The organism is Sphingomonas folli, assembly GCF_019429525.1.
GTDB lineage: Bacteria > Pseudomonadota > Alphaproteobacteria > Sphingomonadales > Sphingomonadaceae > Sphingomonas > Sphingomonas folii.
Genome location: NZ_JAHXZL010000003.1, coordinates 328,907 through 342,050, shown reverse-complemented (window position 1 = coordinate 342,050; position 13,144 = coordinate 328,907). Strand labels below are relative to the sequence as shown.

At 68.6% G+C, this 13,144-nt stretch carries 13 protein-coding genes; 11 read left to right on the top strand and 2 right to left on the bottom strand.

Going from position 1 to position 13,144, the window contains the following annotated elements:
• Positions 1-93 precede the first annotated feature (93 nt).
• From KZ813_RS06510 to KZ813_RS06485, 7 genes are read left to right on the top strand one after another with little or no spacing between them, the layout of a single operon-like run.
• The gene (locus tag KZ813_RS06510) at positions 94-2,976 is read left to right on the top strand and encodes a TonB-dependent receptor (RefSeq protein WP_219754150.1); all 2,883 of its coding nucleotides are present in this window, start codon (positions 94-96) and stop codon (positions 2,974-2,976) included.
• 46 nt (positions 2,977-3,022) lie between these two features.
• Positions 3,023-4,141 carry a mandelate racemase/muconate lactonizing enzyme family protein gene (locus KZ813_RS06505; RefSeq protein ID WP_219754149.1) on the top strand — a complete coding sequence of 373 codons (1,119 nt, stop codon included), beginning with the start codon at positions 3,023-3,025 and terminating at the stop codon, positions 4,139-4,141.
• Positions 4,138-5,433 carry an MFS transporter gene (locus KZ813_RS06500; RefSeq protein WP_219754148.1) on the top strand — a complete coding sequence of 432 codons (1,296 nt, stop codon included), beginning with the start codon at positions 4,138-4,140 and terminating at the stop codon, positions 5,431-5,433. The genes KZ813_RS06505 and KZ813_RS06500 overlap by 4 nt, the downstream gene beginning before the upstream one ends.
• Before the next feature lie 6 nt (positions 5,434-5,439).
• Entirely contained in the window at positions 5,440-5,784 is a 345-nt protein-coding gene (locus KZ813_RS06495; RefSeq protein WP_258046461.1) for a hypothetical protein, read from the top strand.
• Position 5,785: 1 nt separating this feature from the next.
• The gene (locus KZ813_RS20060; RefSeq protein ID WP_258046460.1) at positions 5,786-5,947 is read left to right on the top strand and encodes a hypothetical protein; all 162 of its coding nucleotides are present in this window, start codon (positions 5,786-5,788) and stop codon (positions 5,945-5,947) included.
• Positions 5,937-8,024 carry a right-handed parallel beta-helix repeat-containing protein gene (locus KZ813_RS06490; RefSeq protein WP_219754147.1) on the top strand — a complete coding sequence of 696 codons (2,088 nt, stop codon included), beginning with the start codon at positions 5,937-5,939 and terminating at the stop codon, positions 8,022-8,024. The genes KZ813_RS20060 and KZ813_RS06490 overlap by 11 nt, the downstream gene beginning before the upstream one ends.
• Positions 8,021-8,431 carry an L-rhamnose mutarotase gene (locus KZ813_RS06485; protein WP_219754146.1) on the top strand — a complete coding sequence of 137 codons (411 nt, stop codon included), beginning with the start codon at positions 8,021-8,023 and terminating at the stop codon, positions 8,429-8,431. Before KZ813_RS06490 ends, KZ813_RS06485 begins: the two co-directional genes overlap by 4 nt.
• 76 nt (positions 8,432-8,507) lie before the next feature.
• Here the strand turns inward: KZ813_RS06485 and lldD are convergent, their stop codons facing one another.
• Positions 8,508-9,677, bottom strand: coding sequence for an FMN-dependent L-lactate dehydrogenase LldD (gene lldD, locus KZ813_RS06480; RefSeq protein WP_219754145.1), 1,170 nt, complete (start codon positions 9,675-9,677; stop codon positions 8,508-8,510).
• Positions 9,678-9,842: 165 nt separating this feature from the next.
• Here lldD and KZ813_RS06475 point away from each other — a divergent pair, with 165 nt between their 5' ends.
• The 4 genes from KZ813_RS06475 to KZ813_RS06460 all read left to right on the top strand — a co-directional run bounded on the left by KZ813_RS06475 (position 9,843) and on the right by KZ813_RS06460 (position 12,769).
• The gene (locus KZ813_RS06475; protein ID WP_219754144.1) at positions 9,843-10,814 is read left to right on the top strand and encodes a 2-hydroxyacid dehydrogenase; all 972 of its coding nucleotides are present in this window, start codon (positions 9,843-9,845) and stop codon (positions 10,812-10,814) included.
• Complete coding sequence (locus KZ813_RS06470) at positions 10,804-11,637, top strand: kinase (RefSeq protein WP_308461801.1); 834 nt, start codon at positions 10,804-10,806, stop codon at positions 11,635-11,637. The genes KZ813_RS06475 and KZ813_RS06470 overlap by 11 nt, the downstream gene beginning before the upstream one ends.
• Positions 11,638-12,082: 445 nt before the next feature.
• Positions 12,083-12,508 carry a BLUF domain-containing protein gene (locus KZ813_RS20465; protein ID WP_373369260.1) on the top strand — a complete coding sequence of 142 codons (426 nt, stop codon included), beginning with the start codon at positions 12,083-12,085 and terminating at the stop codon, positions 12,506-12,508.
• A 78-nt stretch (positions 12,509-12,586) separates the two neighbouring features.
• Positions 12,587-12,769, top strand: coding sequence for a hypothetical protein (locus KZ813_RS06460; RefSeq protein WP_219754142.1), 183 nt, complete (start codon positions 12,587-12,589; stop codon positions 12,767-12,769).
• 47 nt (positions 12,770-12,816) lie between these two features.
• On the opposite strand, the gene KZ813_RS06455 is transcribed toward KZ813_RS06460, so the two are convergent.
• On the bottom strand, positions 12,817-13,101 hold the full coding sequence (locus tag KZ813_RS06455) for a hypothetical protein (protein ID WP_219754141.1): 285 nt from the start codon (positions 13,099-13,101) through the stop codon (positions 12,817-12,819).
• Positions 13,102-13,144: the final 43 nt, after the last annotated feature.

Sequence of the window (13,144 nt, the reverse complement as noted above, 5' to 3'; positions counted from 1 at the left end):
GCGCGATCGATCCAGCGTGCAACAGAATCACTTGATGATCGTGTATTCCTGTGCAACTGATATCTCACAAGATAAAAGTGAGAGAGGATCATCATGAGGGGTAAGCTCGCGCTCGTGACGTGCACCGCCATGGCGGCCATCGTGTCGGCCGGGGCCGCGCGCGCCCAGACAGCGGTCAACGGTACAAGCCCCGACCGGCCGGGTGCGACGCAGGGCGCGCCCGACGCGACGCCGGGCGGGCTCGATGGCCCGGCGAGCTCGCCCGGCGACACCGCCGCCGAGGAGATCATCGTCACCGGCATCCGCGCCAGTCAGCGGCAGGCCATCGACATCAAGCGCGCGGCGATCAACTCGGTCGACGCGATCGCCACCGAGGATCTCGGCAAACTGCCGGACCAGAACGTCGCCGAGTCGCTCCAGCGCCTTCCCGGTGTCACGATCGACCGCAACCGCGGTGTCGGCAACGGCGTGACGATCCGCGGGCTCGGCCCGCAGTTCAACACGGTGACGGTGAACGGCCGCGTCATCGCCACCGACAGCGCCGGCCGCGAGTTCAACTTCGACCTCCTGCCGGCCGAGCTGATCGCCGGCGCGAGCGTGTACAAGAGCCCGCAGGCCAACATCAACGGCAGCAGCATCGGCGCGACCGTCGACATCAAGACGCTGCGGCCGCTCGAGCAGCAGGCCGGCCTGCGCGGGGGCGGTTCGGCGCGGCTGAACTATGCCGAGCTCAGCGACAAGGCGACACCGTCGGCCGCGCTTTACGGCACGTGGCGCAACGAGGCCGGAACCCTCGGCGCGTCGCTGGTCGTCGCCTACGATGACCGCAACGAGCGCACCGACAATTTCGCGGTGGGCGCGAGTTCCAGCCCGCGCAGCTTCGACGACGGCTATTATGGCAGCGTGACGAACAACAACGGCGCTCTCTGCGTCGGAACCGTCGCGAACGGAGTGTGTCAGCCGCGTATCGACCTCAGCAAGGTCACCTTGTTCCGCAACGTCGACATGTACCACAATTTCGCGCAGCAGGTGGAATTCCTTCACCGCCGCCGCATCGGCGGCGCAGGAACGGTGCAATACGTCCCGACCGAGCACCTCGTCCTGACACTTGACGCGCTCTACTCGCGCAACAAGGCCGAATATTACGGATCCGGCATCGTCCCCGACTTCAGCGGCGGCACGCTGGTCAACCAGACCGTCGTCGGCGGCGCCGACACGACCGAGATCGTCGGTGGCCAGCCGCGCACCGTGCATGTCGGCGGCACGGCGCTCGCGGAGAGCTTCACCAACGGCACGGTCGACGAGATCATCGAGAGCCGCCCCGGGCTCTCGACCACGACGCAGTTCGGCTTCAACGGCAAGTGGGACAATGGCCCGCTCACCGTCGCGCTCGACGTCGATCGTAGCCAGGCGCGCTTCCGCAACGCCGACGCGCTGTTCACCACCGTGCGGCTGAAGCAGATGGATTATACTTACGATCGGCAGACGGGCTCGCCGCTCCCCCGCTTCGACGTGTTCAATCCGAACTACCCGGACGCCGCGACCAACACCACCAATCGGCTCGCGCATTATGTCGGTCCCGAGGGCCAGGACTATACCGACACGATCTACGAGGGCCGGCTCGACGCGCAATATCGCGGCGACGCGGTGACCGCCTACGGCGGTGGCGGCTACTCGCAGCGCACCAAGGCGACCACCGGCTACACCGAGGACAATCAGTGCGCCTATTGCGGCAGTGACGTCGTGCTGCCGTCGAGCCTGTTCACCCCGACCGACTACAATTGGTTCGGCGGCCGGGCGGGGGGCAACACGTCCGACTGGGTGAAGTATGACACCGGCCAGTTGTACCAGACCATGTTCGACCTCAACAGCACGGCCGACCCGGCGCTGCACAACGGCAGCCTCGGCCCGATCCGGGTCGATCCGGCGGGAAGCTCGGAGGTGCGCGAGAAGGTCGCGTTCGGCTATGTCATGCTCGAGTTCAAGGGCGATCTCGGCGCGCTGCCGCTGGCGGTCAACGCCGGCGTCCGCGTCGAGGACACGCGGTTCACGTCGACCGGGGCGGGACAGACCGTGGTCAGCGCGCAGCCCAACGGCACGGGTCAGAACATCATCGTCCTCTCGGGGCTGACCCCGCTGCAGACGAAGGGGCATTACACCGATATCCTGCCCTCGCTCAACGCGCGCCTCAACCTGACCGACGCGCTGGTGTTCCGCGCGGCCGCGTCGCGCGTGATCTCGCGGCCGACGCTGACCGACCTCTCGTCCGCGCAGAGCATCACGAGCAATCCCGGCAACGAGCGCATCACCCGCGGCAATCCGAACCTGCTGCCGTTCCGCGCCTCGCAGGCCGAGGCCGGACTGGAATGGTATTACGACCCCGACTCGCTGCTCTCGGCGACGTTCTTCTACAAGTCGATCGACTCGTTCATCACCCGCGGCGTATCTACCCAGCAGGTCGATCAAGTGTCGTTCATCATCGACCAGCCGGTCAACGGCAAGGGTGCGGAAGTCAAAGGCATCGAGCTCAGCTATCGCACGGCGTTCAAGTTCCTGCCCGGCCTGCTCGACGGGCTCGGCACGCAGCTGAGCTATACCTACACCAGCAGCAACGCCGAATATACCAACCCCGCGCGTGCCTCGGCCAGCTACTCGCTCCAGGGTCTCTCCAAGAACTCGTACACCGCGGTCGGCTTCTACGAGCGCGGGCCGATCCAGGCACGACTGTCTTATACCTGGCGCGACAGCTATCTGGTGGCGCCGCAGACCCAGACCGGCGTGCCGGAGTTCTCCGGCAATTACGGCCAGCTCGACGCCGGCCTCCAGATCTCGCTCACCGACAACCTGATCCTCACCGCGAACGGCATCAACCTGACCGACTCCAAGGAGTTCACCTACGCGAACGTCCCCCTCAACACACAGCAGTATCGCATGGTCGGCCGGCGCTACACCGGTGGCATCCGCGTGCGATTCTAGACGCATCACTCGCTGCTCGATGAATGTGATGAAAGGTCGCCCGACGATGTCCCTGTCCGCCCCGATCACCGAATACCGGCTGACCCGCCTCCAATTCGACCGCGACCGCGTGATCGGCGACTCACAGGTCCGCGCCGAGGAGGCGCAGCTCGTCGCGGTCGAGCTGATCGACCGCGACGGCCGGGTCGGCCTCGGCTTCGCGCAGTCGTTGTTCGTGCCCCTGCCCGGGGCGGCGGAGATCGACCGCATATTCCGCGCGGAAGCCTGGCCGGGACTGGAGGGTCAGTTCCCCGCCGCGCTGGCGCTGGGCGTGCGCCGCGCCCGCGGCGGCAACGTGCGCAAGATGGCGCTGCCGTTCGAGGAGTCGCTGCAGCACGCGCTGTGGGACCTGATGGCCAAGCAGGCGGACCTGCCGCTGTGGCGCCTGCTCGGCGGCGAGCGGCGGTCGCTCCCCGTCTACGCCAGCGGGCTCGACTATCATCTGTCCGACCATGATTTCGGCGAGTTGTTCGGCACGGCCCGTGAGCGCGGCTTCGCGGGGTACAAGATCAAGGTCGGCCACCCCGATGTCGCGCGCGACCTGCACCGGCTCGATCTGCTGCGCGACGTCACCGGCGGCGACCGACCCGTGATGATCGACGCCAACGAGGCGTGGACCGCGCAGGAGACGATCCAGGCGCTCCAGCTGTTCCAACGCGCCGGTCACGACATCTACTGGATGGAAGACCCCATCCCGCGCGAGGATTTCGACGGTCTGCGGATGCTGCGCGCGCTCGGGCTTACCCGCGTCAACGCGGGCGAGTATCTCGATCTCACCGGCAAGCGGCGGCTGCTCGAGGCGCGCGCGTGCGACATGCTCAACGTGCACGGGCAGGTGTCCGACGTGATGCGTGCGGCGTGGCTGGCCAATGAGGCGAACGTCGAGGTGACGTTCGGCAACACCTTCCTTGAGGTCGGCGTCAACATGGCGCTGGCGATCCCCGGCGTGCGCTGGCTGGAATATAGCTTCCAGAACTTCGACCACCTCGTCGAGCGGACCTTCCGCATGGAGGACGGCCAGATCCACGGCAGCGACGCGCCCGGGCACGGGCTGGTGCTGCGCGAGGAAGCGCGGGCGAACGGCGGTGCGTTGCCTGCCGCCACCCGCGATGCCGCGGCGGCATGAGCGCCAGCCTCGCCGAGGACGGCAGTGCCGAGGCCGTCGCCGGTGCGGCGGTGCACGGCCGCGGCAAATGGGTCCTGGTGGTCAGCCTGGGCGCCGTGTTCTTCGTCCTGTACACGCTGTACGCGGCGGTGCTCGGCGTGCTGCTGCCCAACCAGATCCAGGACATCGACCCGTCTCGCAAGGCGAGCATGCTCGGCATGGTGTTCGCCGTCACCTCGATCTTCAGCACGACCGTCACGCCGCTCTCCGGCTCGCTCTCCGACCGGACGCGCACGCGCGGCGGGCTGCGGCGGACGCCGTGGATCCTGACGGGCGGCGTGGTCGGCGGCGTTACCACCATCCTCATCCCGCACGGCGGCGATATCGTCGGCGTCACCATCCTCTGGGTGATCGCGACGATCTGCCTCAACTCGATGCAGCCCGCGATCACCACCGTGGTCGCGGACCGCTTCCGCGCGAGCGAGCGCGGCATGGTGTCGGGCGTGGTCGGCGCGTGCATGACCGCGGGCATCTCCGCCGGCACGATCTTCGGCGGGCTGATGGCGGCACGACTGTCGCTGGCTTATGGCATCATCGGCGCCGCGATCCTGCTCGTCTGCGTGGCCTTCACGCTGATCAACCCGGAGCCGCCGATCGCGCGCGAGGTGCCCGCCGCGCCGCGGCTCACGCCGGCGGCGTTCCTGCGCGGCTTCTGGATCAGCCCGCGCGAGCACCCCGACTTCGCCTGGGCGTTCCTGGGGCGCTTCGCCATCTACATGGGCTATCAGGCGATCCTGACCTATCTCCTGTACATCCTGCAGGATCATATCGGGCTCAGCCAGGCGCAGGCCAACGCCACGATCGCGCGCATGTCATCGGTGACGCTGGTCATGCTGGTGATCTCCGGGCTGCTGTCGGGCTGGCTGTCGGACCGGATCGGGCGGCTGAAGCCGCTCGTGTTCGTCGCCGGGCTGCTGATGGCGGCGGCGGTGATGGCGCCGCTGATCAGCCCGGACCTGCCCGGCATGTTCGGCTATGCCGTGCTGATCGGGCTCGGTTACGGCGCTTTCATGTCGATCGATCTCGCACTGATGACCCATGTCCTGCCGAAGCGCGGCGTCGGCGAGGACACGACCGGGCGCGATCTCGGCATCCTCACCACCGCGGTGAACGTGCCGCAGATCATCAGCCCGGTGATGGCGGCGGCGCTGCTGGGCGCCACGCACAATAACTACCCCCTGCTGTTCGTCGCCGCGGCGGGGTTCGTGGTCGCGGGCTCGCTCTTCGTCCTCCCGATTCGATCGGTGCGCTGACCCGAGATGAGCGATCCCGTCACCGACACGCGCCAGCATCTCTGGTCGCTGCGCACGCCCGGGCACGAGTGGCCGACCGCGGTGGAGGCGCCGATCCACCGCGACGTCGGCATGGACGGCCTGCGCCGCGCCGCGACGGGCAGCGGGCTGCGCGGGACCGTGCTGGTCCAATCCCAGCCGACCGACGCGGACACCGAGTGGCTGCTCGCGCTCGCGAGATCGCGGCGCCCGCCGATCGCGGCGCCTGTTGCAAATGATCGGGGCTGCGCACCGAGCAGGCGCCGGGCCAGCCGGCCGATCGGCTGGCGCCCTATGTCGACCATCTCGTCGCCTGTCTCGGCGATCGGCTGATGTGGGGCAGCGACCGGCGGGGCTGCTGCTCAGCGGCGACGACGGGGCGACGTGGCGGGCGACCGCGGGGCGCCCCGCGCGCGCGGCCGGTGCCGCTTCGGCGATCCTCTTCGCGGGCGCGGCCCGCCGCTTCTACGGTCTGGAGACTGACGATGCTGATTGATCGAGCGGTGCCCGTCCTCCTCGCGGCCGCGGCGACCGCGCCGGCGCTCGCGCAGCAGACACCGGCCCCCGTCATCCCGACGTTCGTGCCGTCCGCCGCCGATCGGGCGCACTCGCCCGGCGTGATCCACATCAGCCGCCGGCCTACCCCGGTGCCGGTGGTGATCCATGTGTCGCCGCACGGGTCCGACGACGGCGACGGCTCGGTGGCACGGCCCTATGGCTCGCTCACGCGCGCGCAGGCCGCGGTGCGGCGGCTCAACGGCGATCACGACGTGACGGTGGAGCTCGGCGACGGGCTCTATCCGCTGCGCGCGCCGCTGCGGTTCGGCGCGCCGGACGGCGGCCAGAACGGCTATGTCGTGCGCTGGCAGGCGGCGTCCGGCGCGCATCCGGTGCTCTCGGGTGGGACGCGGGTGACCGGCTGGACGCTCGCCGACGCCGCGCGCGGCATCTGGAGCGCGGCGGTCCCGCAGGGCTTCGATCCGCGGCAATTGTGGGTCGACGGCCATATGGCGTCGCGCGCCGCGGTGCGCGCGCCCCGCACCGCCTTCGCGTTCCACGACTGGGGCATGGAGATCAAGGACCCCGCCTGGCGCTTCCTCGCCGACCTGCCCGACCAGCGCCGGATCGAGGCGGAGAGCACCGGCTGGTTCACCGACCGCCACGCGATGGTCGAGCGCGTCGAGGGCGACCGGATCGTCATGCAGCAGCCCGGCTGGCGCAACAACATCGTCGGCTATGACACTTTCGCGCGATCGGTGTGGGGCGACAATGCCGGCCTCTTCTTCGTCAACTCGCTCGCCTTCCTGCGCGAGCCGGGGCAGTATTTCGCCGATCCCGGCGCCGGCAAGATCTACTACAAGCCCAGGGCGGGGGAGGATGTCGCGCGGCTGGAGGTCGTTCTGCCCCGGCTGGAATCGCTGATGTCGATCGCCGGCAGCTATGCCGATCCGATCAGGGATCTTCATTTCATCGGCCTGAGTTTCCGGCACACCAGTTGGCTGTTCCCGAACGGGCCGGAGGGCTATGCCAGCCAGCAGAGCGGCTCCTATCTGGTCGGTGACTGGGCCGGCTATCCCAAGGACCCGATCCGCGACTGTTCCTGGGGGTGCTGGCCGTTCGAGGCGATGCGCAATCGCTGGAACCAGCAGCCCGCCGCGGTCCAGGTGGCGGCCGCGACGCGCGTCATCTTCGATCACGACGAGTTCACCCAGCTCGGGCAGATCGGCCTCGGCATCGGCAACAATCCGGACGCGAACGAGAGCGGCATCGGGCTGGGTGCCAGCGCGATCGAGGTACGACGCTCGCGCTTCACCGATCTCGCGGGCGGCGCGATCATGGTGGGCGGCGTCCGCGCCGACGCGCATCATCCGTCCGACCCGGCGATGACGGTGCGCGACATCCTCATCAGCAACAACATCGTGAAGACGGTGTCGCAGCATTACCGGGAGCAGGCGGCGATCCTCGTCACCTACGCCAGCGCGGCGACGATCTGGCACAACGACGTGTCGGGCACGCCCTATGACGGCATCGACGTGGGCTGGGGCTGGGGCACCAACGACCCCGGCGGTTCCTCGGCCTATATGACCGCCAACCGCGGCTATTACGACCAGCCGGGTAATCTGATCTACAACACGCCGACGATCCTCCACGACACGGTGGTGGTGGGCAATCGCGTGCACGACGTGAAGCAGTGGTTCCCCGACGGCGGCGCGATCTACCACCTCTCCGCCGATCCGGGCGCGCTGATCGCGGAGAATTACGTCTACGACGTCAAGGACGGGATCGCGCTCTACCTCGACGAGGGCTCGCGCTACGTGACGATGCGTGACGACGTGATCAGCGACGTCGGCGTGTGGCTCAACCTCAACTCGCAGAACGACATCGCCCCGCGCCGCACCGCGCTCGACAACAATGTGTTCGGCAACTGGTATGACTCGGGCCGGCGCAGCGGCGCCTGGACCGACTATCTGCACAACAGCGAGACCGGCAACACGCTGGTACGCAAGGGTACCTGGCCCGCGGGCGCGCGCGACGTGATCGCCCGGTCCGGGCCGGAAGCGGAGGCCAAGTGAGCGAGGCGTCGCCGGCGCCACGGCGGATCGTCCGCGTGCAGGACCTCGTCGCGGACGACGCGGTCTATGCCGCCTATGACAAGGCACATGCGCCCGGTCACACGCCCGCGGCGGTGCTCGAGGTGCAGCGTCGCCACGGCATCGCCGAGCTGGAGATCTATCGCGTCGCGGACCGGCTGGTGATGATCATGACCGTCACCGCCGACTACGACCCGGACGGGCTCGACCGCGCGAGCGCCACTCTGCCCGCGCTGATCGACTGGCACCGCCGCATGGGGGCGCTGCAGCGTCGGCCGGCGGGCGCGGCCGGGGACTGGCCGGAGGCGCGCCGCGTGTTCCGGCAGAGCGAGCATCCGGCACCCCGCCGGGAGTCGGGCCGGGGCGGAAACCCTCGCCCCGGTATCTGACGCCGGGGGGATGTCATCCGACTCGGCATCGAGGAGCCGGGCGAGCGGCGGCAGGAGTGCCGCGCGGCGGAGGTACTCATCCGCGGGGCGGGGACATGTCGGGGTCGCGCGCCCGCTCGAGGATGGCGGGGTCGATCTCCGCGACGCTGCGGACGCCGGACAGCGCCATCGCGACTCGCATCTCCTGCTCGATCAGGCGCAACAGCGTCACGACGCCCTCCTCCCCCCGGGCCGCCAGCGCGTAGAGCCAGGCGCGGCCGAGCAGCACCCCGTCGGCGCCCAGCGCCAGCATACGGACGACGTCGAGCCCGCAGCGTATGCCCGAGTCCGCCAGGACGGTCAGTCGCCCCGCGACCGCTGCGGCGATCGCCGGCAGCGCCTGCGCGCTCGACGACGCGCCGTCGAGTTGCCGTCCGCCGTGATTGGAGACGACGATCCCATCCGCCCCGGCGTCGACCGCGGCGCGCGCGTCGTCGGGGTCCAATATGCCCTTGATGAGGAGCGGACCGTCCCAGGCGTCGCGGATCCAGGCGATGTCCTTCCAGGCGACCGACGGATCGAAATTGTCGCTCAGCCAGCCCATATAATCATCCATGCCCGACGCCGCGCCCAGCACCGGCGCGAGGTTGCCGAGCGCGTGCGGGCGCCCGCGCACGCCGACGTCCCAGGCCCAGCCCGGCCGGCCCATCGCCTGCCAGACGCGTCGCAGCGCCGCGTGCGGCCCCGCCATGCCGGAGTGGGCGTCGCGGTAGCGCGTGCCCGGCACGGGCATGTCGACGGTGAAGACCAGCGCTTCGGCGCCGGCGACCTTCGCCGTCGCGATCAGGTCGCGCATGAAGGCGCGGTCGCGGATGACGTAGAGCTGGAACCACAAGGGGCCGTCGGTCGCCGCGCGCACCTCCGGCAGCGAGCAGAGGCTGACCGTCGACAGCGTGAAGGGGATGCCCACCCGCGTGGCCGCGCGGGCCGCCTGCACCTCGCCGCGACGGCGGAACATGCCGCCGATCCCGATCGGCCCGAGCGCCACCGGAAGCGGCCTGCGGTCACCCAGTAGATCGGTCGACAGGTCGATGTCGGCGACGTCGCGCAGCACGCGTTGACGCACGCGCAGTCGGGCGAGATCCTCTACGTTGGCGCGTAGCGTCGATTCCGTGCCCGCGCCGCCGTCGGCATAGTCGAACAGGAAGCGTGGCAGACGGGCCTGTGCCGCACGTCGGAAATCCATCGGCGACGAGATGATGGTCATGGCGGCAGGCACTCGACAGGAGGGCTGGTGTCGTGCGAGGGGTCTAACTGAAATATCAGATGATGTTGTACAACATGTGCCGGTGGGAACAAGCGATCACGGTCTAGATACCGGCCGAGCCTGCTACACGTCGGTATCCTCACTGCCACTGGAACATCGCTGACCATGACCGACCGGCCCAAGCTTCTCGTCACCCGCCGCCTGCCCGAGGCGGTGGAGCGCCACCTCGCGGGGTCGTGGGAGACCACGCTCAGCGCCGACGACCGACCGCTCGATCGCGCCGCGCTCGCCGCGGCGATGACCGGCTACGATGCCCTGGTCCCGACGATCACCGACCGGATCGACGCCGACCTGCTGGCGACGCCGGGTCGCCGCGTGCGCATCCTCGCCAATTACGGCGCGGGCGTCGACCACATCGATCTGGCGGCGGCGCGTGCCGCGGGGGTGGTGGTGACCAACACGCCCGACGTGCTGACCGAGGCGACCGCGGAGATCGCGATCCTGCTGATGCTGATGGCGGCGCGACGTGCCGGCGAGGGCGAGCGCGAGGTGCGTGCGGGGGAGTGGACCGGCTGGCGGCCCTCGCATCTCATCGGACAGGGGCTCTGCGGCAAGACCCTCGGGCTGATCGGCTTCGGCCGGATCGCGCAGGCGACCGCGGTCAAGGCGAGAGGTCTGGGCATGCGTATCCGCTATGCCAGCCGCTCGGCCGCGGCGCCCGAGGTGGAACGCGCGCTCGAGGCCACCCGGGCCGAGTCGCCCGCGGCATTGGCCGCCGAGTGCGACGTGCTGTCGCTGCACGTGCCGGGCGGCGCGGCGACCCGCCATCTGGTGGACACCGCGCTACTCGCACGGATGCGACCGCACGCCATCGTCGTGAACACCGCCCGCGGGTCGGTGATCGACGAGGCCGCGCTCGCGGAGGCGCTACGCCAGCGCCGGATCGGCGGCGTCGGGCTCGACGTCTATGAGCGCGAACCGATCGTCCACCCCGAGCTGCTCGCGCATCCCCGCGCGGTGCTGTTGCCGCACCTGGGAAGCGCGACCATCGAGGCGCGGACCGCGATGGGCCTGCGTGTCGCCGACAATCTGGCGGCGCATCGGCGCGGCGAGGAGCCCGGCGATCGTGTCGCCTGAGGCGGCGATCGCCGACCTGGTCGCGGGTCGGCTGGCCGAGCGCGCGTCCGGCGATCCGCCTCTCGTCCTCGGGCTGTGCGGCGCGCAGGGCAGTGGGAAGTCGACCGTCGCCGCGCGGCTGGCGCAGCGGTTCGAGCGGAGCGCGATCCTGTCGCTCGACGATCTCTATCTCACCCGCGCCGAGCGGGAGCGGCTGGCGTACGAGGTCCATCCGCTGCTCGCCACCCGAGGCGTCCCGGGCACGCATGACGTGGCGCTCGGTGCGGCGACGCTCGCCGCGATCGCGCGCGGGGAGCCGGCGCCGCTACCGCGCTTCGACAAAGCGACCGACGATCGCCTGCCGCGCGGCCGTTGGCCGAGCGCGCCCGAGCGGACGGAGTTGGTCGTCTTCGAGGGATGGTGCGTCGGCGCGCGCCCGCAGGCGGAGGCGAGCCTGGCGGCGCCGCTGAACGGGCTGGAGGCGGAGGAGGATGCCGAGGGACGGTGGCGGCGTTACGCGAACGCCGCGCTGGCGACCGACTATGCACAGCTGTTCGAGCACGTCGACCTTCTCGCGCTGACGATCCCGCCGGACTGGTCGACCGTCCTGCGCTGGCGCATCGAGCAGGAGGAGGGGCTACGCCGCGCGCGCGGCGGGGGCGCGGGTGTGATGGACGACGCTCAGGTCGAGAGATTTGTCGCTCACTACGAACGGCTCACGCGGCACATCTGGTCTGAGATGCCGACCCGCGCCGACCTGTGCCTGCGCCTGGATGAGCACCGCAACGTCGCGTCTGTCAAAGCTGTAAGCCCGTTCGGTGACGGATCGGCAAAGCTGACATAACCAATTAAGACGCATGGATCGAATAGGACCGAGATTTTGTGACTTGGCTTGCTAGCGCATCACGCGATCGCTCAGCTACTTTCGTGGAGCTGTCAGCGCGGTGAACTCGTCGCGCCGCTTTCGAGATCGCCGTCGTTTCCTCGCCATCGAGCAGGTGAACGGGCCGGACATTCGGCTATCTCGCGCCATGTGCAGTTGCTTTGACAACACCGCCTGGGCCTTCGGCGATCTCGCGGCTTCGGCAATCGCCACACCCAGCGTAGGGGATTTGATCGTCGGTGTGATGTGCGGCGCTCCAGGCACGTGGGTCCGTGGGTTAAAGCGTGCCTAGCGGCAGCGCGAACGCCCGATCGAGATCGTCACTGCCCCGCCGACAAATTTTACATTACTGATCAAGTATATAGACTCCGGTCTATAACGAGGAGAGCAATGCGCGATCTACCCGTTGATCGGGGCAGGACGAGGCACGTTGCACCAGATCATCTTCTCTAGCAGGGCTGCCAGGTGCCTCTCGAGCGACGACATCTGGCTCCTATGTGACCGATCGTGGCAGCGGAATGCAGCCGAGCAGGTCACCGGGTTGTTCCTGTGCGACGGAGCTAGGTTTCTATGCGCTCTCGAGGGTGAGCGGAAAGTGGTTGAGAATACCTTCGCGCGGATCATGTCCGATGGCCGACACTTCGGCGTCGACATACTGAGTCGAAGAGACGTGCGGCATCGAGAGTTTGACCGATCACCGATGAGCTGCCTCTTGTTCCAAGATCACGCGGGTGTCGCCAACGTCCTCGATTCAGTAAAATCATCGGTCGCGAACCTGACAGACATCAAGAGCAGAGCATATTTCATCGGATTTGCGAAGTTCCTCAGATGAAAGCATGGTGCATGCGCGCGTCGCTGGCGGACGTTGCCTCAGTCACGTCGCGGGAATGCCAGTCCGGTCACCTACGACGTGCCTGAGCGCGGCGACGAGAGCGATGTTGCGCTACTGCGCCGCATGGCGCTGCGGTGCCGAGATATCGCACGTGCGATCGACGATGGCTCAGCGCAGATGGCGCTGCTGATCATGGATCGTGAGATGAGCGAGCGTGCTGACATCCTCGAGCAACGACTGCAGTCGTTGGGGCTGCACTGAGAAATCGCGGTAGCTCCGATGACGAGCTAGTCAACGGCTGACCTGCCTCAATCCGGCATGTCAGTGCGGAGGCTGCTGGCGATCGCCATCAACGCACCGATCGATCGTTCGCTCAGGCTGAGGTCGTCGATGCGGTCGTCGGCCAATTCGCGCCTGGCGTCAGCCGCGATCTCAACGATCTTGATCGCCTCCTCCGTCGAGAGCACGGCGCGCGCGATGAGCCCGTGTAGGAGGCTCTCGATCAGCAGCAGTGCGGCCTCACCGGCGCCTTGTTCGCTCAAACCGGGGTTCAGGCGACCGGTGGTCGACATGGCCTCTTCCATGACTTTCATCGCGCTCCACAAGCAGGCGAGAGTAAGGTGCTCCCAGCCGCCG

What these genes read in the sequence shown, in the direction of transcription:
- KZ813_RS06510 (WP_219754150.1), top strand. Translation starts at nt 94, where the DNA reads ATGAGGGGTAAGCTCGCGCTCGTGACGTGCACCGCCATGGCGGCCATC.
- KZ813_RS06505 (WP_219754149.1), top strand. Translation starts at nt 3,023, where the DNA reads ATGTCCCTGTCCGCCCCGATCACCGAATACCGGCTGACCCGCCTCCAA.
- KZ813_RS06500 (WP_219754148.1), top strand. Translation starts at nt 4,138, where the DNA reads ATGAGCGCCAGCCTCGCCGAGGACGGCAGTGCCGAGGCCGTCGCCGGT.
- KZ813_RS06495 (WP_258046461.1), top strand. Translation starts at nt 5,440, where the DNA reads ATGAGCGATCCCGTCACCGACACGCGCCAGCATCTCTGGTCGCTGCGC.
- KZ813_RS06490 (WP_219754147.1), top strand. Translation starts at nt 5,937, where the DNA reads ATGCTGATTGATCGAGCGGTGCCCGTCCTCCTCGCGGCCGCGGCGACC.
- lldD (WP_219754145.1), bottom strand. Translation starts at nt 9,677, where the DNA reads ATGACCATCATCTCGTCGCCGATGGATTTCCGACGTGCGGCACAGGCC.
- KZ813_RS06475 (WP_219754144.1), top strand. Translation starts at nt 9,843, where the DNA reads ATGACCGACCGGCCCAAGCTTCTCGTCACCCGCCGCCTGCCCGAGGCG.
- KZ813_RS06455 (WP_219754141.1), bottom strand. Translation starts at nt 13,101, where the DNA reads ATGAAAGTCATGGAAGAGGCCATGTCGACCACCGGTCGCCTGAACCCC.